17 protein-coding genes and 7 tRNA genes are annotated in these 18,021 nt (G+C 64.3%); 4 read left to right on the top strand and 20 right to left on the bottom strand.

From position 1 onward, the window contains the following. Positions 1–15: 15 nt before the first annotated feature. A complete protein-coding gene (locus ACXJLH_RS01035) occupies positions 16–2,289 on the bottom strand; it encodes an arginine/lysine/ornithine decarboxylase (RefSeq protein ID WP_056196695.1) in 2,274 nt (757 codons plus the stop codon). 121 nt (positions 2,290–2,410) lie between these two features. Here ACXJLH_RS01035 and ACXJLH_RS01030 point away from each other — a divergent pair, with 121 nt between their 5' ends. Both ACXJLH_RS01030 and ACXJLH_RS01025 read left to right on the top strand, forming a co-directional pair. Beyond that, positions 2,411–2,839 carry an NfeD family protein gene (locus ACXJLH_RS01030; RefSeq protein WP_056196692.1) on the top strand — a complete coding sequence of 143 codons (429 nt, stop codon included), beginning with the start codon at positions 2,411–2,413 and terminating at the stop codon, positions 2,837–2,839. 30 nt (positions 2,840–2,869) lie between these two features. Continuing rightward, on the top strand, positions 2,870–3,787 hold the full coding sequence (locus ACXJLH_RS01025) for an SPFH domain-containing protein (protein ID WP_056196690.1): 918 nt from the start codon (positions 2,870–2,872) through the stop codon (positions 3,785–3,787). A 286-nt stretch (positions 3,788–4,073) separates the two neighbouring features. Here ACXJLH_RS01025 and ACXJLH_RS01020 read toward each other — a convergent pair whose 3' ends face one another. Beyond that, the gene (locus tag ACXJLH_RS01020) at positions 4,074–4,790 is read right to left on the bottom strand and encodes a helix-turn-helix transcriptional regulator (RefSeq protein WP_056196685.1); all 717 of its coding nucleotides are present in this window, start codon (positions 4,788–4,790) and stop codon (positions 4,074–4,076) included. Between the two features lie 77 nt (positions 4,791–4,867). Between ACXJLH_RS01020 and ACXJLH_RS01015 the strand changes: the two genes are divergently transcribed. After that, positions 4,868–5,242, top strand: a complete 375-nt coding sequence (locus tag ACXJLH_RS01015; RefSeq protein WP_457442193.1) for a hypothetical protein — start codon at positions 4,868–4,870, stop codon at positions 5,240–5,242. Positions 5,243–5,293: 51 nt separating this feature from the next. Continuing rightward, positions 5,294–5,383: transfer RNA gene (locus ACXJLH_RS01010), tRNA-Ser, on the top strand. A gap of 76 nt (positions 5,384–5,459) precedes the next feature. Here the strand turns inward: ACXJLH_RS01010 and ACXJLH_RS01005 are convergent. From ACXJLH_RS01005 to truA, 18 genes are all read right to left on the bottom strand, one after another. After that, positions 5,460–5,648, bottom strand: a complete 189-nt coding sequence (locus ACXJLH_RS01005; RefSeq protein ID WP_457442192.1) for a hypothetical protein — start codon at positions 5,646–5,648, stop codon at positions 5,460–5,462. A 218-nt stretch (positions 5,649–5,866) separates the two neighbouring features. Further along, positions 5,867–5,943: transfer RNA gene (locus tag ACXJLH_RS01000), tRNA-Asp, on the bottom strand. Between the two features lie 112 nt (positions 5,944–6,055). Further along, a tRNA-Glu gene (locus tag ACXJLH_RS00995) sits at positions 6,056–6,131 on the bottom strand. A 48-nt stretch (positions 6,132–6,179) separates the two neighbouring features. Continuing rightward, positions 6,180–6,255, bottom strand: a tRNA-Ala gene (locus ACXJLH_RS00990). Positions 6,256–6,330: 75 nt separating this feature from the next. Then, positions 6,331–6,407 (bottom strand) — tRNA-Asp (locus tag ACXJLH_RS00985). A 52-nt stretch (positions 6,408–6,459) separates the two neighbouring features. After that, positions 6,460–6,535: transfer RNA gene (locus ACXJLH_RS00980), tRNA-Glu, on the bottom strand. A 50-nt stretch (positions 6,536–6,585) separates the two neighbouring features. Then, positions 6,586–6,661, bottom strand: a tRNA-Ala gene (locus ACXJLH_RS00975). 76 nt (positions 6,662–6,737) lie between these two features. Next, positions 6,738–8,141, bottom strand: coding sequence for a glutamate--tRNA ligase (gltX, locus tag ACXJLH_RS00970; protein WP_457442191.1), 1,404 nt, complete (start codon positions 8,139–8,141; stop codon positions 6,738–6,740). Then, positions 8,138–9,364, bottom strand: a complete 1,227-nt coding sequence (locus ACXJLH_RS00965) for an O-succinylhomoserine sulfhydrylase (RefSeq protein WP_457442190.1) — start codon at positions 9,362–9,364, stop codon at positions 8,138–8,140. The genes gltX and ACXJLH_RS00965 overlap by 4 nt, the downstream gene beginning before the upstream one ends. Before the next feature lie 11 nt (positions 9,365–9,375). Beyond that, positions 9,376–10,887, bottom strand: a complete 1,512-nt coding sequence (purF, locus tag ACXJLH_RS00960) for an amidophosphoribosyltransferase (protein WP_056196671.1) — start codon at positions 10,885–10,887, stop codon at positions 9,376–9,378. A gap of 11 nt (positions 10,888–10,898) precedes the next feature. Then, positions 10,899–11,441, bottom strand: a complete 543-nt coding sequence (locus tag ACXJLH_RS00955) for a CvpA family protein (protein ID WP_457442189.1) — start codon at positions 11,439–11,441, stop codon at positions 10,899–10,901. 6 nt (positions 11,442–11,447) lie between these two features. Further along, on the bottom strand, positions 11,448–12,218 hold the full coding sequence (locus tag ACXJLH_RS00950) for an SPOR domain-containing protein (RefSeq protein ID WP_457442188.1): 771 nt from the start codon (positions 12,216–12,218) through the stop codon (positions 11,448–11,450). Between the two features lie 15 nt (positions 12,219–12,233). Further along, a complete protein-coding gene (gene folC, locus ACXJLH_RS00945; RefSeq protein WP_457442187.1) occupies positions 12,234–13,544 on the bottom strand; it encodes a bifunctional tetrahydrofolate synthase/dihydrofolate synthase in 1,311 nt (436 codons plus the stop codon). Positions 13,545–13,616: 72 nt separating this feature from the next. Further along, positions 13,617–14,489, bottom strand: a complete 873-nt coding sequence (gene accD, locus ACXJLH_RS00940; protein ID WP_056196658.1) for an acetyl-CoA carboxylase, carboxyltransferase subunit beta — start codon at positions 14,487–14,489, stop codon at positions 13,617–13,619. A gap of 1 nt (position 14,490) precedes the next feature. Then, the gene (trpA, locus tag ACXJLH_RS00935) at positions 14,491–15,294 is read right to left on the bottom strand and encodes a tryptophan synthase subunit alpha (protein WP_457442186.1); all 804 of its coding nucleotides are present in this window, start codon (positions 15,292–15,294) and stop codon (positions 14,491–14,493) included. After that, entirely contained in the window at positions 15,291–16,553 is a 1,263-nt protein-coding gene (gene trpB / locus ACXJLH_RS00930; protein WP_457355778.1) for a tryptophan synthase subunit beta, read from the bottom strand. The genes trpA and trpB overlap by 4 nt, the downstream gene beginning before the upstream one ends. A 9-nt stretch (positions 16,554–16,562) precedes the next feature. Next, positions 16,563–17,204, bottom strand: coding sequence for a phosphoribosylanthranilate isomerase (locus ACXJLH_RS00925; RefSeq protein ID WP_457442185.1), 642 nt, complete (start codon positions 17,202–17,204; stop codon positions 16,563–16,565). Beyond that, positions 17,201–17,983 carry a tRNA pseudouridine(38-40) synthase TruA gene (truA, locus tag ACXJLH_RS00920; protein ID WP_457442184.1) on the bottom strand — a complete coding sequence of 261 codons (783 nt, stop codon included), beginning with the start codon at positions 17,981–17,983 and terminating at the stop codon, positions 17,201–17,203. The genes ACXJLH_RS00925 and truA overlap by 4 nt, the downstream gene beginning before the upstream one ends. Positions 17,984–18,021: the final 38 nt, after the last annotated feature.

Below are 18,021 nucleotides of genomic sequence, written 5' to 3'. Positions count from 1 at the left end.
GGCGCAGCGGCCTGATCAGGCCTTCACGCAGTCCACGTAATAGCGGCCGCGACCGGTCTCTTCGTCCACTTCATGGACAAGGCCGTGGACGTCGGTCGCGAAGCCCGGAAACTTCGCATTGAAGCTGCGCGTGAACTTCAGGTAATCGACGATCTTCTTGTTGAAGCCCTCGCCAGGAATCAGCAGCGGGATGCCGGGCGGATAGGGCGTCAGCAGCGAGGTCGTGATGCGCCCCTCCAGGTCGTCGATGCCGACGCGTTCGGTCTTGCGCTGTGCGATATGGGCATAGGCTTCCGTCGGCGTCATCAGCGGCTGCAGATTGGACAGATACATGTCCGTCGTCAGGCGTGCAATGTCGCCTTCGGCATAGGCCCTGTGAATGGACTGGCAGAGGTCGCGCAGGCCCATGCGCTCGTACTTCGGGAACTTCGCGCAGAACTCCGGCAGGATGCGCCACAGCGGCGCGTTCTTGTCGTAGTCGTCCTTGAACTGCTGCAACGCAGTCAACAGCGTGTTCCAGCGGCCCTTGGTGATGCCGATGGTGAACATGATGAAGAAGGAATACAGCCCCGTCTTCTCGACGACGACACCATGCTCGACGAGGAACTTGGTGACGACCGAGGCCGGGATGCCGGTGGTGGCAAAGCGCCCTTCCATGTCCAGCCCGGGCGTGATGATGGTGGACTTGATCGGGTCCAGCATGTTGAAGCCCTCGGCGAGCGCGCCGAAGCCATGCCAGTCCTCGTCGGCGTGCAGCATCCAGTCCGCCGACACGGGCTCGCTGCCCTGGTCATCCTGCGCGCGCAGGAAGTCCGGCCCCCAGACCTTGAACCACCAGTCGTCGCCATAGTCCGACTCGACCTTGCGCATGGCACGGCGGAAGTCCAGCGACTCGCGGATGCTTTCCTCCACGAGCGCCGTACCGCCGGGCGGCTCCATCATCGCTGCAGCCACGTCGCAGCTCGCGATGATCGAGTATTGCGGCGAGGTCGACGTATGCATCAGGTAGGCCTCGTTGAAGAGATGCTTGTCCAGCTTGACGCTTTGCGAATCCTGCACGAGCACCTGCGAGGCCTGCGAGATGCCAGCCAGCAGCTTGTGCGTGGATTGCGTCGCGTAGACCATGGCTTCCTTCGGGCGCGGACGGTTCTTGCCCATCGCGTGGAACTGCCCGTAGAAATCGTGAAAGGCCGCATGCGGCAGCCAGGCCTCATCGAAGTGCAGCGTCGGGATGTAGCCGTCGAGCTTCTTCTTGATGGTTTCGGTGTTGTAGAGCACGCCGTCATAGGTGCTCTGCGTCAGCGTGACGATGGAGGGTTTGACCGTGGCAGCGTCGATGTGCGCCAGCAGCGGGTTGGCGGCGATCTTGGCGCGGATGGTCTCCGGACTGAACTCGCTCTCGGGAATGGGCCCGATGATGCCGTAGTGGTTGCGCGTCGGCGTCAGGAAGACGGGGATGGCGCCACACATGATGATGGCGTGCAGATTGCTCTTGTGGCAGTTGCGGTCGATGACGACGACGTCGCCGGGCGCCACCGTGTGGTGCCAGACCATCTTGTTGGACGTGGACGTACCGTTGGTGACGAAGAAGCAGTGATCGGCGTTGAAGATGCGCGCCGCGTTCTTCTCGCTGGCCGCGACCGGGCCGGTGTGATCCAGCAGCTGACCGAGTTCCTCGACGGCGTTGCACACGTCGGCGCGCAACATGTTCTCGCCGAAGAACTGGTGAAACATCTGCCCCACCGGGCTCTTCAGGAAGGCGACGCCGCCCGAGTGGCCTGGGCAATGCCAGGAGTAGGAGCCGTCCTGGGCGTAGTCCATCAGCGCCTTGAAGAACGGCGGTGCCAGGCCATCGAGATAGCTCTTGGCCTCACGGATGATGTGGCGGGCTACGAACTCCGGCGTGTCCTCGAACATGTGGATGAAGCCATGCAGTTCGCGCAACACGTCGTTAGGCAGATGCTGGCTGGTGCGCGTCTCGCCATAGACGTAGATGGGGATGTCCGGGTTGCGGTTGCGGATCTCCTGGATGAACTTGCGCAGATTCAGCACGACAGGGTCCATCTCGGGCCCCGCGGTGAATTCCTCGTCGTCAATGGACAGGATGAATGCCGAGGCGCGGCTTTGCTGCTGGGCGAACTGCGACAGATCGCCGTAGCTCGTCACGCCCAGGACTTCCATGCCCTCCTTCTGGATGGCCTCGGCCAACGCGCGGATGCCCAGGCCCGAGGTGTTCTCGGAGCGGTAATCCTCATCGATGATGACGATGGGAAAGTGAAAACGGATCATCGGCGGCCTCCAGCGGGCGGGCATCAAAAAACGAAGCGGCGAAGTGTAGGGCCGCAGCATGTCCCACTCGCGTCAGCGCAGTCTATAAACTGACCCGACAACACTTACCTGGGGAGACAAGATGGAATGGAACTGGGCCACCGTCTGGTGGATCGCTGCAGGAGCGCTCGTCGCGGCCGAATTGGCCAGCGGCACCTTCTATCTGCTGATGCTGGCCGTGGGCGCCATCGCCGGTGCGCTGGCGGCTCATCTCGGCGCGAGCTTGACCGCACAAGTGCTGACCGCCGCCGTCACGGGCGGCGCAGCGGTCGTGGGCTGGCACCTGCGGCGCAGCCGCATGCCCGCAGCCGCTCCCGCTGCAAGCAACCCAGATGTCAACCTCGACATCGGTCAATCCGTCCAGGTCGAGACCTGGTCAACCGACGGCCGGGCCAAGGTGCAATACCGCGGCGCTGCCTGGCAGGCACGCTTTATCGGCAGTCCGCCGGCCCAAAGTGGCCGGCATGTGATTCGCGCGGTCGAAGGCAGTTGTCTGCTCCTCGATCGCTGAGCCTGCAAACCAACAACACCGGGAGGCCTCATGGGGTTCCAAATCGCACTCGTCATCCTCGTCATCGCGGCCATCTTCGTGGCGCGCTCCATCAAGGTCGTCCCGCAGCAGAACGCCTGGGTGGTGGAGCGCCTGGGCAAATACCACGGGACGCTCACACCGGGGCTCAACTTCCTCGTGCCCTTCGTCGACCGGCTGGCCTACAAGCACTCACTGAAGGAGATCGCGCTCGATGTGCCCAGCCAGGTTTGCATCACCAAGGACAACACCCAGTTGACGGTTGACGGCATCCTCTACTTCCAGGTCACCGACCCCATGCGGGCGAGCTACGGCGCGAGCAACTATGTTGTCGCCATCACGCAATTGGCGCAAACGACGCTACGCTCCGTCATCGGCCGCATGGAGCTGGACCGCACCTTCGAGGAGCGTGCCGTCATCAACACGTCCGTCGTCGAGGCCCTGGACGAGGCGGCCTTGAACTGGGGCGTCAAAGTGCTGCGCTACGAGATCAAGGACCTGACGCCGCCGCCAGCCATCCTGCATTCCATGCAGGCTCAGATCACGGCGGAGCGCGAGAAACGCGCGCTGATTGCGGCGTCAGAAGGCCGGCGCCAGGAGCAGATCAATATCGCGACCGGCGAACGTGAGGCGGCCATTGCACGCTCGGAGGGTGAGAAGCAGGCCGAGATCAACCAGGCACAGGGCCAGGCCGCAGCGATCACCGCTGTGGCGGACGCGACTTCGGACGCCATCCGCAAGATCGCAGCGGCCATCCAGCAGCCGGGCGGTGATCAGGCTGTGCAGCTGAAGGTCGCCGAGAAGGCTGTCGACGCCTATGCCCAGCTTGCGCAGAAGAACAACACGATGATCGTGCCGGGCAATATGACGGAAGTCGCTGGTTTGATCGGCACCGCCATGGCGTTGTTCAAAGGCGGCGCAAAGGCCTGAGGCCCAGAACAAAAAAGCCCGCGAGGGCCCTGAACAAGGGCAGTCGCGGGCGCAAGACGTTCGGGGGGCGCCGAACGAAAGCGATGGAGGTGTCGCTTTTCCTAAGATCTGCTCAGAGGATCGGGATCAATTACCCGTAATCGGGAAGCCGAGCAGTTCTGCGAGAACTTCCCAGAAAGAAACTTTTTCCATTTGCACCGTCCGGCTAGCAGCGTTGAGATGGCGCGCAGTGTGTAGGACGGGCAGACAACAGAGAACTACAAACCCTGGTAGGGCCGGTAGCCGGTCAGAGCAGCCCCAGCTCCATCGCCTTCAGCACGGCTTGGTGCTTGGTGGACACGTCGAGCAGCTTGAACAGTTGCTTCATGTGGTAGTTCACCGTGTTCTCGCTGATGCCTAGCAGGCTCCCGACAACCCAGGCGCTCTTGCCCTCCATCGTCAGCTTCAGGATCTCAAGCTGTCGTGACGGAAGCTGCACCGCAGGTTGTGCCGATCTCTTGGACACAAGCAGCCGCCCTGCAGCGTCCTGTGCATGAACGGCGAGCAATTGCAAGTCCGCGATCATCCGATTCAGCTTGATCGGATCTTTGGGCAAGGGTGCGTCCCGATCGAGCCCGAGAAGCAACCGGCGGTAGCCAGGCATTTGGACACCTACGGCAACACCGGTCCGGTAGCCGAACGGTGCATACATCTCCCACAACTCGCCTGCACCGGCGTCCACGTAGAAAGCCTGGTCGTAAATCAGCGGTTTGGTCAGGCTCGCCAAACGTTGATGCACGGGGTCGCGTTGCGCGTAGCTGTTGTCCCTGGAAATCTCCAAGAAAGCCTCAGGTGTGTTACCTACGGCGACGTACTCAGTCTTCGCACCCGGCCCACGGTGCTCGATGGCCAGCACGCCAACGACCAGACCGAAATCCAGGTCATTCGCGAAGGCGATCAGCCCCTGTCGAAAAGACGTGAGATCTGCTGCTTGACTGACTTGTTCGTACCGCTGGAGGTTCATGCGCTACTAGGGTTGGTAGGCGCAGTGCGGCCTCGACGAACGCAAACTGCAAACCATCCAAATGACGGGAGATCCGAATGCAGATGGCAGCCTGGCAACTGATGGCCTGCGAAACGGTCGTCAAGACTGTAAACGAGTTTGAAAAAGTGACAGACGACCTGCGTCAAATCGGAAGCAGTGTCAGAGTGCACGATGCACGTTCCGGGCTGCGATGTGGCCAGGAAGTGTGGGCCGCACTGGCCGATGGCGAAGCCATCCAGATTGCATGGGAATGGACGGAGATCCAGCCTGACGTCGTGGCGCTGTTCGACCCGATGAACATCTTGTGCAACGTCGCGCTGATTGACGGCCACGGGCATGAGTTGGCGCGTTCGCGCCGCATGCTGCATCTCAACAACGTCGTGCATCAGCTTGACTGGCGCGGGGCATTGGACTGGCGTAGCGCCAATTGACCGAATGATTCACTGAAGGCCGTCGCGATAGGCTATGATCGCGGGCTTGCAGGAGAGGTGGATGAGCGGTTTAAGTCGCACGCCTGGAAAGCGTGTGTGGGCTAATACCCACCGCGGGTTCGAATCCCGCCCTCTCCGCCAAAGTATGAACGGGCCCACTGGGCCCGTTTTGCTTTTCTGGCTCGTGATTGATCGACATTCAGTCGCAGTTCAGCCCTCAGAAAGCGCAGTTCGTCGCGTCAAGGTGGCCCGCTGTCCTGCCTTGCTCAACACTGCAGTCTGCGCCCTGCCAACGAGCAAGGCTGGAGCCGGAGATGCCAAGAGTGAAAAAGGGATGGTGGTGCTTGAGCTTGATGCTCGGATTGCTGATCGGCGGCATGCCGGCAAAAGCCAGTGAGGTTGTCAAGCTCGCTCGCCTTGTTGTCAGTGGCAAGCGCGGTCCCGCCGAAGCCCCACGGGCCGCGCCGGCTGAACAGCGCCCTGCCGGCCCGGCCAGCCCACAGATTCATGGCACCGGCGGGAATGACGACGCTGGCACAGCGCCCGCCCCGGCCCGCGGCCTCGTCTCCTAAGCAGCCAAGTAAAAATGCCCCGAAACCTATGGTTTCGGGGCATTGCTGTTTTTGGCGGAGTGGACGGGGCTCGAACCCGCGACCCCCGGCGTGACAGGCCGGTATTCTAACCAACTGAACTACCACTCCGCGTGGGATGAATTCGATACCGTCTTTCGACAATATCCAAGCTCATCAAACTTGCCCGTCTTGCGACGGGATTGCCAATCGCATTCCCATCATACGACGAGATTGCCAATATTGGCGTCCCCTAGGGGATTCGAACCCCTGTAATCACCGTGAAAGGGTGGTGTCCTAGGCCTCTAGACGAAGGGGACAGAACTTTTTAAACAAACTGCGTGCCACACAAAAACCACAAGAGTATTTGGTGGAGGTAAGCGGGATCGAACCGCTGACCTCTTGCATGCCATGCAAGCGCTCTCCCAGCTGAGCTATACCCCCGGTATAAACCGGTCGCAAAAAGCAAACGGCCAATAAATTGGCCGTTCTTTTATCGGGTGGACCCGATGGAATCCTTGGCGGAGTGGACGGGGCTCGAACCCGCGACCCCCGGCGTGACAGGCCGGTATTCTAACCAACTGAACTACCACTCCGCGTGGGATGAATTCGATACCGTCTTTCGACAATATCCAAGCTCATCAAACTTGGCGTCCCCTAGGGGATTCGAACCCCTGTAATCACCGTGAAAGGGTGGTGTCCTAGGCCTCTAGACGAAGGGGACGAAACCTTCGCAACTTGAACCGCGCGCCATCCAATAAGCCAAGGCCTTTTTGGTGGAGGTAAGCGGGATCGAACCGCTGACCTCTTGCATGCCATGCAAGCGCTCTCCCAGCTGAGCTATACCCCCGTGTTTTCGAATTGACTGTTGTCAGTCTCTTCGTTAACAGCGCTGTTCAAGCGAGACCAAGAGTATATGACGAAATTCAAATGGAATGCAAGCGTTCGAGGACTTTTTTCTTGTCGAAGTGCTCCAGCACGGCATCCACACTCGGGGTCTGAGAACGCCCGCACACCAGCACGCGCACCGGTACCGCCAACTGCGGCATCTTCAGTCCGGTGGCCGCAAGGGTTTCCTTCAAGGCCTGCTGGATGCCGGCCTTGTTCCAGTCGGTCATGGCCGACAGTCGTTCTGCCAGCACAGCCAGTGCCGGGCGCACGGCATCGGTGATGTAAGCCGCAAGATCCTCGACCGATGGCATGACGGGCGCGAAATACATCGCGAGCCAATCGGCCAGTGCGGCGGCCGTCGCGCAGCGATCCTTGAACAGACCGACCTTGGGCTGGACCTGCTCTGCCGTGGCTTGAATACCCTTGGCCTTGAGTTGCGTGACGACAAGATCAGCCAGCCGGCCCTCATCGATCTGCTTCAGGTAATGGCCGTTGACCCAGTCCAGCTTGGCCGGGTCCCACTGCGCGGGGCTCTTGGACAGGTGCGAGCCATCGAACCAGGCCACCATTTGCTCGGCCGTGAACAACTCATCGTCGCCATGGCTCCAGCCCAGGCGGGCCAGGTAATTCAGCATGGCCTCGGGCAGGTAGCCACCGTCGGCATAGGCCGTCACGCTGACAGCGCCGCGGCGCTTGGACAACTTCTGGCCATCGTCACCCAGGATGATGGGCAGGTGTCCAAACTGCGGCAGCGGTGCGCCCAGCGCATTGAAGATGTTGATTTGCCAGGGCGTGTTGTTGATGTGCTCGTCGCCGCGGAAAACATGGCTGATGCGCATGTCCCAGTCATCGACGACGACGGCGAAGTTGTAGGTCGGCACACCGTCGGTGCGCACGATGATGAGGTCGTCGATCTCGCGGTTGTTGATCGTGATCGTGCCCTTGACCAGGTCGTCCCAGGTCACGTCGCCGTCGATGGGGTTGGCGAACCGGATGACCGGCTTCACGCCCGCGGGCGGTGTAGGCAGCAGCTTGTCTGGCTCGGGGCGCCAGCGACGGTCGTAGAGCTTCTTCTCGCCGCGGGCCTGCTGAGCCTCCTTCATCGCGTCCAGTTCCTCGGGCGTCGCATAGCAGCGGTAGGCCTTGCCCTCGCTGATCAACTGTTCGACGACGGCCTGATAGCGGTCCAGGCGCTGCATCTGGTAGATCGGACCCTCGTCGTAGTTCAGGCCGAGCCAGTTCATCGCCGCAATGATCTGGTCGACCGAGTCCTGCGTGGAGCGGGCCACATCCGTGTCCTCGATGCGCAGCACGAACTCGCCGCCGTGGTGCCGGGCATAGGCCCAGGAAAAAAGGGCGGTGCGGGCCGTGCCCAGGTGCAGAAAGCCGGTCGGCGACGGTGCGATGCGCGTGCGGACCTTGTCGAAAGTGAAGCTCATCGGATTTTCAAAGTGGAAAGGCCACGCAGCAGATCGTCAGTGATGTCGTCTACATGCTCGAGGCCAACGGCCAGGCGGATCAGCCCCTGCCCGATGCCGGCGGCTTGACGCTGGTCCTCGGTCAGGCGGCCGTGCGAGGTCGTCGCGGGGTGAGTGATGATGGATTTCGTATCGCCGAGATTGGTGGCGATGGACAGCACGCGCGTGCTGTCGATGACGTGGAAAGCCGCTGCGCGTGCAGCTTCAGAGGTATCGGCGCGCAGGTCGAAGGACAGCACCGCCCCGCCCTGCCCGCTTTGCTGGCGCATGGCCAGGTCATGCTGAGGATGGGATGCGAGCGATGGGTAGTAGACATGGTCCACCTCCGGCTGCGCCTCCAGCCAGCGCGCAACGGCCAGGGCCTGCTCGCTCTGGGCCTTCATGCGCAGCGACAGCGTCTCCAAGCCCTTGAGCACGACCCAGGCGTTGAAAGGCGCCAGCGTCATGCCGACGGTACGCAGCACCGGGCCGAAGACATCGCGGATCAACTTGCTGGAGCCACACAGCGCGCCGGCCATCACGCGACCCTGGCCATCCATGTACTTGGTGGCCGAATGCATGACGATGTCGGCACCCATCTCGGTGGGGCGCTGCAGCGCTGGCGTCGAGTAGGTGTTGTCGACCGCCAGGATGGCGCCGGCTCCGTGGGCAATGCCCGCCAAGGCGCGGATGTCGCAGACCTCGGTCAGCGGGTTGGTCGGCGTCTCGGCGAAGAGCAGTTTGGTTGTCGCCTTGACGGCTGCACGCCATTCGGCGAGGTCAGTCTGCGAGACAAAGCTGGTCTCGACACCGAACTTCGCGAATTCCTTGGCGAACAGGTTGATGGTCGAGCCGAACACGGAGCGCGAGCAGACGACGTGATCGCCGGCCTTCAACACGCTCATGCCGAGCAGCAGGATGGCGCTCATGCCAGTGGACGTAGCGATCGCCGCCTCGGTACCCTCCAGCGCAGCCAGGCGCGCTTCCAGGCTGCGCACGGTCGGGTTGCTGGTGCGCGAGTAGGTGAAGTCCTCGGAGTTGGAGAACTTGCGCGCCGAGGTTTCCGCGTCGGGCTGGACGTAGGCCGTGGTCAGGAACAGCGCTTCGGAGTTCTCGCCATGCTGGCTAGGCGCCAGCGCCGTGCGCACGGCCAGCGTCTCCGGGCGCAGGCCCTCGGGCAAGGTGCGGCGAGCGGGGGCGCTCATGCGTTCAGCCCCTATTGCTCACTGTCGCTTTGCAGCGCCAGGCGGCCACGTGCGTCGGCGTCTTCCTCGCTGGGCTGGCTGGTGCGTTGCGCGCGCAGCGTGGCGAAGTCTTCGAGACTCACGTCACCGGTCACGTAGTGGCCGTCGAAGCAGCTTGCCTCGAAGCCAGCGAGGCCCGGGCGCAGCGCGGCGACGACGCGCTTCATAGCATCCACGTCCTGGTAGATCAGCGCATCGGCGCCGATGTATTGGCGGATCTCCTCGACGGAGCGGTTGTGTGCGATCAGTTCCTCGGTCGTCGGCATGTCGATGCCGTAGACGTTGGGATAGCGCACCGGCGGCGCGGCGGAGGCCAGGTAGACCTTGCGCGCACCGGCCTCGCGGGCCATCTGCACGATCTCCTTGGACGTGGTGCCGCGCACGATGGAGTCGTCCACCAGCAGCACATTGCGGTCCTTGAACTCGACACCGATGGCATTGAGCTTCTGGCGCACCGACTTCTTGCGCGCGCCCTGCCCCGGCATGATGAAGGTGCGGCCGACGTAGCGGTTCTTCACGAAGCCCTCTCGATAGGGCTTGCCGATGCGGTGGGCCAGCTGCATGGCCGACGGGCGGCTGCTTTCCGGAATCGGGATGACGACGTCGATCTCGTTGGGCGGCATCGTGGAGATGACCCGCTGGGCCAGCGTCTCGCCCATGTTCAGCCGCGCCTGGTAGACCGAGATGCCGTCCATCACCGAGTCCGGGCGGGCCAGGTAGACGAACTCGAACATGCAGGGGTTCAGCGTCGGGTTGTCATTGCACTGCTCGGTGTGCAGCTTGCCGGTCATGTCGATGAACAGGGCCTCGCCGGGCGCCACGTCGCGCTCCAGCTGGTGGCCGGTGCCTTCCAGCGCAACGCTTTCACTGGCCACCATGACCTCGCCGTTGGCCGAGCGGCCGAAGCACAGCGGGCGGATGCCGAAGGGGTCGCGGAAAGCCAGCAGGCCCTGGCCCGCGATCAGTGCGATGACTGCATAACTGCCCTTGATGCGCTTTTGCACCGCACGCACGGCGGAGAAGATCTCCTTGGGCGTCAGTGGCAGGTCGCGCGCGGCCAGCTCCAGCTCGTGAGCCAGCACGTTGATCAGCACCTCGGTGTCACTCTCGGTGTTGATGTGGCGACGGTCGATGTCGAAGAGCTCGTCCTTCAGTGCATGGGCATTGGTCAGGTTGCCGTTGTGCACCAGCACGATGCCGAAAGGCGCGTTCACGTAGAAGGGCTGCGCCTCTTCCTCGCTGTAGGCATTGCCGGCTGTCGGGTAGCGCACCTGGCCCAGGCCGATGCTGCCCGGCAGCGCGCGCATGTTGCGGGTGCGGAAGACATCACGCACCATGCCGCGCGCCTTGTGCATGAAGCACTTGTTGCCCTGCATGGTGACGATGCCGGCAGCGTCCTGGCCGCGGTGCTGCAGCAGCAGCAGCGCGTCATACAGGAGCTGGTTGACGGGGGAGGCAGCAAGAGCGCCGACGATGCCACACATGGCGGAGATCCTTAGTCAGTCGATTCCGCTTCAGATGGGGTCATCGAGCGGGAAACAAATCGGGCAAGTGGTTCGGGCAGCAAGGGCGCCACGTCGAGCAGCACATCACTGAGCACGGGTGCGGCACGCGAGGCCCGCCAGGTGCTTGACTCCGCCAGGGGCGAAGCGCCGATGACGAGCACAAGCAACAGTGCGATGAAGACACCACGCAGCGCACCAAAACCGGCGCCACCCAGGCGGTCCACGATGGACAGCGGCGTGGCGTGAATCAGCGTCTTGACCAGGCGCGAGGCCAGGCTCCAGACGATCAGCACGAAAAAGAAGGCGATCGCCAGCGCGACGACATGCAGGGCGGCAGGGCCGAACTTGCTGGTCATGGAGGCAGGCAGCAGGTCCTCGACGACAGGCGCCAGCGGCGAAGCGGCGAAATAGGCGACCACCCAGCCGGCGAGTGACATGATCTCGAAGATCAGGCCGCGCCACAGGCCGATGCCGATCGAGATCAGCAGCACTGCCGCGAACGCGAGGTCGACCCAGCTGAGCGCGACGTCCATGGCGGGCTACAGCGTCAGGATGGCGCCGGGCAGGCCCGCGCCCTTGAGCTTGGACGCGGCGCGCTCGGCCTCGTCGCGGCTTGCAAACGGCCCCAGGCGCACGCGCACGCGGCGACCATCGGCCGTGTCCACGGCCTGGGCATAGGTCTTGAGGCCGAGCTTCTCGACCTTGCTGCGTACGTCCTGCGCGGTCTTGTTCTCACCGTAGGCGCCTACCTGCACGATGAAGCGCGCGGCAGACGCAGTTGGCATGCTGGCCGAGGCCTCCTTGCCTTCCAGCAAGGCCTGGGCACGCGCACCGTCGCCGCCATGGGCCTTGGGCTTGTCGGCCGGCTTATCTGCGGGCTTCTCGGCCGGTTTTTCAGCAGGCTTTTCGGCAAGTCTGACCGGCGGCTTCTCAGCGGGCTTTTCGGCCGGCTTGGCTTCCGCAGGCACGACAGCAGGGGCCACGGCGGGCGGGGGCGTGATTTCGGGCGCGGCAGCCGTATCGGCCTGGGCCAGCGGCTCGCGAGTCGGCACGGCCAGCGGCGGCGCGGTGTCCTTGCGGGGGATGTCGATAGGCAAGTCGACGGGAATCGGCCGCGGCTGGGTTTCGAAGATCAGAGGGAAGCCGACCACACCGGCCGCTACCAGCACGGCCGCGCCGATAAGGCGGCGGCGGGCGCGCAAGCGCAGCTGCTGCACGTCGTCAGCCGCCTTGGCGCCGGACTTGGCCGACTTTTTGGGCGGCGCCGCGGCGGCGGTGTCGTCGCGCTTGAGAAAGGAAAACAGGCCCATCGGCGGCGTCTGGCGTCAGTGGAAGGTGGGAGGCTGGGGTGCGGTGGCACCGGCCGTCACGCGCGGCAGGCCCTGTTGAAGCACCCCGCCCACGGTGTAGAAGGAACCGAAGACGAGGATTCTATCGGCCGTGGTCGCCCCGGCCGCCGCTGCATGCAGGGCGTCCAGGGGGTTGGCATGGGTGTGCGTCGCGACATCGGGCGGCGTCTTCAGCCCTGCGGCGAGAAAGGCCGCTTCAAGCTGCTCGGCCTTGGCGGCGCGGGGAATGGCCAGGTCGGTGAAATGCCAGACGTCCACCAGCGGCGCGATCCTGGCCAGGATGCCCGCCAGATCCTTGTCCGCCATCGCCCCAAAAACGGCATGGGTGCGCGGGAAAAAGCCCATTTGGTCCAGGTTCTGGGCCAGCGCCGCGACGGCGTGGGGGTTGTGGGCGACGTCGAGCACGACGGCCGGCTGGCCAGCCAGCACCTGGAAGCGGCCCGGCAGCTCGACCAGGGCCAGGCCGGTGCGCACAGCCTGGGCGCTGATGGGCAGCCGGTCGGCTAGCGCCTCGAAGGCAGCCAGCACGCCGGCGGCGTTCAGCAGCTGGTTGACACCGCGCAGCGCCGGATAGGCCATGCCGGAGAAGCGCTTGGCTCGCCCGGCCCATTGCCATTGCGTGCGGTCACCGCTGAAGGTGAAGTCGCGGCCCAGCTGGCGCAGGTCGGCGCCGATCTCCATGGCGCGCTCCGCCAGCGAGGCCGGCGGCACCGGGTCGCTGACGACGACGGGGCGGCCCGTGCGCATGATGCCGGCCTTCTCGCGGCCCACGCTTTCACGATCGGGGCCGAGGAATTCGGTGTGGTCCAGGTCGATGCTGGTGATGACGGCACAGTCGCTGTCGATGACGTTGACGGCGTCCAGCCGGCCGCCCATGCCCACCTCGAGGATGACCAGGTCCAGCGGTTCCTCTTGCAGGCGCCGCAGGATGGCCAGCATCGTGAACTCGAAATAGGTCAACGTGATGCCCCCGCGCGCGGCCTCGACGGCCTCGAAATGCGGCTCGAGCGACTCGGCCGCCACCGGAGCGCCGCCGACCCGGCAACGCTCCTGGAAGTGCACGAGATGAGGCTTGATGTAGAGGCCGACGCGGTAGCCGGCGTGCAGCGCGATGGATTCCAGCATCGCGCAGGTCGAGCCCTTGCCATTGGTGCCGGCGACAACGATGGTCGGGCAATCAAAGGCAATGCCCAGCCTCTGCTTCACCGTCGCAACGCGGTCCAGCGTCATGTCGATGCTCTTGGGGTGCAGGCGCTCGCAGTGGGCGAGCCATTCATCGAGCGTCATGGTCAAGCGTCATGGCGAAACAAAAAACAAAAGCCAGGCACGGGGCCTGGCTTGGGACCCTGCGGGCGGCGTTCAGGCGACGGCGTCCGCGCTCTGGCGTTGCAGCATGGCCAGTTGGCGCGCAATCGTCTCGCGCAGCTGGCGACGGTCCACGATCATGTCGATGGCACCCTTCTCCATCAGGAACTCGGCGCGCTGGAAGCCGGCAGGCAGCTTCTCACGCACGGTGTTCTCGATGACGCGCGGGCCGGCGAAGCCGATCAGCGCCTTGGGCTCGGCCAGCACGATGTCGCCGACGAAGGCGAAGCTGGCCGACACGCCGCCCATGGTCGGGTCGGTCAGCACGCTGATATAGGGCAACTTGGCCTTGGCCAGTCGCGTCAACGAGGCGTTGGTCTTGGCCATCTGCATCAGGCTCAGCAGACCCTCCTGCATGCGTGCGCCGCCGGTGGCGGTGAAGCAGATGAAGGGCGTCTTCTGCTCGATGGCGGTCTCGACGCCACGCACGAAGCGCTCGCCGACCACCGAGCCCATGGAGCCGCCCATGAAGTCGAACTCGAAGCAGGCGGTCACGACGGGCACGCTCATGATGGCGCCGCCCATGACGATCAGCGCGTCGGTCTCGCCGGTGTTCTCCAGCGCTTCCTTCAGGCGGTCGGGGTACTTCTTGCTGTCCTTGAACTTCAGCGCGTCGACCGGCAGCACTTCCTGGCCGATCTCGTAGCGGCCTTCACCGTCGAGGAAGGCGTCCAGGCGCGCACGGGCGCCGATGCGATGGTGGTGCGAGCACTTGGGGCAGACGTTGATGTTCTGCTCGAGGTCGGTCTTGTAGAGCACCGTCTCGCAGCTCGGGCACTTGATCCACAGGCCCTCAGGCACCGTGCGCCGGTCGGCGAGGTCGCCCTGCTGGATCTTGGGCGGGAGCAGTTTGTCGATCCAACTCATGTCAGTTCCTCTTGTCGAGTGCGGCACGGATGTCTTGGATGAACGCCGCGCCGGTCAGGGCGACATTATCGGCTGGCTGGCGCTCCAGTAGCTCGACCAGCTTGGAGCCGATGACGACCGCGTCGGAAACGTCGGCCACGGCCCGCGCCGTCGCGCCGTCGCGGATGCCGAAACCGACACCCACCGGCACGCTGACGTGCTGGCGGATGCGCGGCACGGCTTCGGCCACGGCCGCTGTGTTCAGGTGGCCGGCCCCGGTCACACCCTTGAGCGACACGTAATAGACATAGCCGCTGGCCAGCTTGCCGACCTGGGCCATGCGCGCCTCGGTGGACGTGGGGGCGAGCAGGAAAATCGCATCCATGTCGGCAGCGCGCAGCTTGGCAGCGAACTCCTCGCATTCCTCGGGCGGGTAGTCGACGATCAACACGCCGTCCACGCCAGCGTCCTTGGCGTCGGCCACGAAGGCATCCAGGCCGTAGCGTTCGACTGGGTTGGCATAGCCCATCAACACCAGCGGTGTCTTGCTGTTGCGGGCACGGAACTCGCGCACGAAGCCAAGCACCTTGCGCAGGCCGATACCGTTCTTCAAGGCGCGTTCACCGGCGCGCTGGATGACGGGGCCATCGGCCATCGGGTCGGAAAACGGCACGCCCAGTTCAATGATGTCGGCGCCGGCCTCGGCCATGGCCAGCAACAGATCGACTGTCGCACTCGGGTACGGATCACCCGCCGTGACGAAGGGGATCAGCGCCTTGCGGCCGGCGGCCTTGAGCTGGTCGAAAGTGGTGGCGATGCGGCTCATTGCGCACCTCCCTTGACCATCTCGCCCGCTTGCGAAGGTCGGTCGAAATAGGCAGCGCCAGACAGGTCGGCCACCGTGCCGATGTCCTTGTCGCCTCGCCCACTGAGATTGACCAGCAGCACCTTGTCCTGGCCCAGCGTCGGCGCGAGCTTGATGGCATGCGCGACCGCGTGGCTGGATTCCAGCGCCGGGATGATCCCTTCGGTGCGGCACAGCCGATGGAAGGCCGACAGCGCCTCGGCGTCCGTGACGCCGACGTATTCGGCGCGGCCGATGTCCTTCAGATGGGCGTGCTCGGGGCCGACACCGGGGTAGTCCAGGCCGGCCGAGATGGAATGCGTCTCAATGATCTGGCCATCCTCGTCCTGCAGCAGGTAGGTACGGTTGCCGTGCAGCACGCCGGGGCTGCCAGCGGTCAGCGTCGCGGCATGCTTGCCACTGGCGATGCCCTGCCCTTCTGCTTCGACGCCGATGAGCCGGACTGCCTCGTGCGGGATATAGGGGTGGAAGATGCCGATGGCGTTCGAGCCACCGCCCACGCAGGCGATGACGGCGTCCGGCTGGCGGCCGGCCAGCTCGGGCATCTGCTCCAGGCACTCCAGCCCGATGACGCGCTGGAAGTCGCGCACCATCATCGGATAGGGATGCGGGCCGGCCACGGTGCCGATGATGTAGAAGGTGTTCTCGACGTTGGTGACCCAGTCGCGCATCGCCTCGTTGAGGGCGTCCTTCAGCGTCTTGCTGCCGCTCTCCACCGGCACGACGGTCGCACCGAGCAGCTTCATGCGGTAGACATTGGGAGACTGGCGCTTCACATCCTCGCTGCCCATGTAGACGACGCACTCCAGGCCGTAGCGCGCGCAGATGGTCGCCGTGGCCACGCCGTGCTGGCCGGCGCCGGTCTCGGCGATGACGCGCGGCTTGCCCATGCGCTTGGCCAGCAGGGCCTGGCCGATGACGTTGTTGATCTTGTGTGCGCCGGTGTGGTTGAGGTCCTCGCGCTTCAGGTAGACCTGCGCGCCGCCGAGTTCGCGGCTCAGGCGGTCGGCGTGATAGATCGGGCTCGGGCGGCCGACGAAGTGCTTGAGTTCCTTCTTGTACTCGGCGATGAACTCGGCGTCATTGCGGTAGTGGGCGTAGGCGTCCTTGAGCTGGTCCAGCGCATGGACGAGGGTCTCGGAGACGAAGCTGCCGCCGAAGGTCGTGGTGCCCGCATGGCGGAAATGCCCGGTCGCGTCGGGCTGGTCGTACTGGAACATGGTCTTCCTCTATCGGGTCAGTTCTGCGTCGGCGCGGCTGTCAGCGAGACGAACAGCGCGGCAGAACTCATGGATCAGGTCGGCGCTCTTGATGCCCTTGGACACCTCGACGCCGGAACTCACATCAACGGCCCAGGGCCGTACCGTCGCGATGCCATCGGCGACGTTTGCTGCATTCAACCCACCAGACAAAACGAGGCGAGAGCTGACGCTTGGAGGAATGAGTGACCAATCGAAGACCTTGCCGCCACCGCCATAACCGTCGACGTGGGCGTCGAGCAGCAGGGCCTGGGCGTTGGGAAATTGAGTGGCGAAGTTTAGCAAATCGACCCCGGGCGCCATGCGGGCAGCGCGCAGGTAGGGCCGTTTGATCCGGTCGCAGTCGGCGGGGGTCTCGTCGCCATGGAACTGGACGAGCATATTGGGCAGCGCGTCCAGCCCGGCCTGCAACTCGGCGCCCGTCGCGTTGACGAACAGGCCGACCGGCGTGACGAAGGGCGGTAACAGCTTGGCCAGCGCCCTCGCCCGCTCGGGCGTCACGGCGCGCGGGCTCTTGGCGTAGAAGACGAAGCCGATAGCGTCGGCGCCGGCTTCGACGGCCGCCTCCACGTCGGCTTCACGAGTCAGGCCACAGATCTTGATTCGAGTCATGGCAACCAGTCCAAAGCCGCGACCTCGCGCGGGATGTCGAGTTCGGCATCGTAGGTCGGGCCGAGGAAGTAAAGGCCGTCGGGGGCAAAGGTCGGCGCCGCCACCTTGCGGTCACGCGCGGCGAGCACGTCCGACACCCAATCCGCCGAGCGCGTACCGCTGCCGACGGCGAGGATGCAGCCCATCAGGTTGCGCACCATGTGATGCAGGAAGGCACTGGCCTCGAATTCGAAGCGCCAGTAGGCGCCGCGCCGTTGCACGCGGATCTCGCGCAGCGTCTTCACCGGCGAAGCGGCCTGGCATTCCGAGGAGCGAAAGGACGAGAAGTCATGCTCGCCGATCAGCCGTTCCGCGGCGGCTTCGAGGGCAGATTGGTCGAGCGGGCGGAACACCCAGCCACACTGCCCGGATTCGATGGCCGGCCGCACGGCCGATTCCAGCAGCAGATAGGCGTACCGCCTGCCACGCGCGGAATTGCGGGCGTGAAAGGTGTCGCCCGGAAAGCGGCACCACTGGATGGCGATGTCGGGCGGCAAGTAGCGGTTGCTGCCGCGCACCCAGGAAAACAGCTCGCGCTCGACCTCGGTGTCGAAATGGATGACCTGGTTTATGCCATGCACGCCCGCATCGGTGCGGCCGGCGCAGACCGTACGGATGGGCTGTGCAGCGAACGCGGACAGGCCTTTTTCAAGCGCATCCTGCACGGTGCGGCCGTCCGGCTGGCTCTGCCAGCCGTTGTAGCCGCCACCGCGGTAGCTGACTCCTAGTGCGACTCTCATGGGCTCCAAGTAAAAACGCCCGGCAAGCCGGGCGTTGA

Source organism: Roseateles sp. P5_E4 (assembly GCF_054049255.1).
The sequence above is the reverse complement of the archived record's forward strand: the minus strand, read 5'-3'. Positions and strand labels throughout refer to the sequence as shown.

What these genes read in the sequence shown, in the direction of transcription:
- ACXJLH_RS01035 (WP_056196695.1), bottom strand. Translation starts at nt 2,289, where the DNA reads ATGATCCGTTTTCACTTTCCCATCGTCATCATCGATGAGGATTACCGC.
- ACXJLH_RS01030 (WP_056196692.1), top strand. Translation starts at nt 2,411, where the DNA reads ATGGAATGGAACTGGGCCACCGTCTGGTGGATCGCTGCAGGAGCGCTC.
- ACXJLH_RS01025 (WP_056196690.1), top strand. Translation starts at nt 2,870, where the DNA reads ATGGGGTTCCAAATCGCACTCGTCATCCTCGTCATCGCGGCCATCTTC.
- ACXJLH_RS01020 (WP_056196685.1), bottom strand. Translation starts at nt 4,790, where the DNA reads ATGAACCTCCAGCGGTACGAACAAGTCAGTCAAGCAGCAGATCTCACG.
- ACXJLH_RS01015 (WP_457442193.1), top strand. Translation starts at nt 4,868, where the DNA reads ATGCAGATGGCAGCCTGGCAACTGATGGCCTGCGAAACGGTCGTCAAG.
- gltX (WP_457442191.1), bottom strand. Translation starts at nt 8,141, where the DNA reads ATGAGCTTCACTTTCGACAAGGTCCGCACGCGCATCGCACCGTCGCCG.
- ACXJLH_RS00965 (WP_457442190.1), bottom strand. Translation starts at nt 9,364, where the DNA reads ATGAGCGCCCCCGCTCGCCGCACCTTGCCCGAGGGCCTGCGCCCGGAG.
- purF (WP_056196671.1), bottom strand. Translation starts at nt 10,887, where the DNA reads ATGTGTGGCATCGTCGGCGCTCTTGCTGCCTCCCCCGTCAACCAGCTC.
- ACXJLH_RS00955 (WP_457442189.1), bottom strand. Translation starts at nt 11,441, where the DNA reads ATGGACGTCGCGCTCAGCTGGGTCGACCTCGCGTTCGCGGCAGTGCTG.
- ACXJLH_RS00950 (WP_457442188.1), bottom strand. Translation starts at nt 12,218, where the DNA reads ATGGGCCTGTTTTCCTTTCTCAAGCGCGACGACACCGCCGCCGCGGCG.
- folC (WP_457442187.1), bottom strand. Translation starts at nt 13,544, where the DNA reads ATGACGCTCGATGAATGGCTCGCCCACTGCGAGCGCCTGCACCCCAAG.
- accD (WP_056196658.1), bottom strand. Translation starts at nt 14,489, where the DNA reads ATGAGTTGGATCGACAAACTGCTCCCGCCCAAGATCCAGCAGGGCGAC.
- trpA (WP_457442186.1), bottom strand. Translation starts at nt 15,294, where the DNA reads ATGAGCCGCATCGCCACCACTTTCGACCAGCTCAAGGCCGCCGGCCGC.
- trpB (WP_457355778.1), bottom strand. Translation starts at nt 16,553, where the DNA reads ATGTTCCAGTACGACCAGCCCGACGCGACCGGGCATTTCCGCCATGCG.
- ACXJLH_RS00925 (WP_457442185.1), bottom strand. Translation starts at nt 17,204, where the DNA reads ATGACTCGAATCAAGATCTGTGGCCTGACTCGTGAAGCCGACGTGGAG.
- truA (WP_457442184.1), bottom strand. Translation starts at nt 17,983, where the DNA reads ATGAGAGTCGCACTAGGAGTCAGCTACCGCGGTGGCGGCTACAACGGC.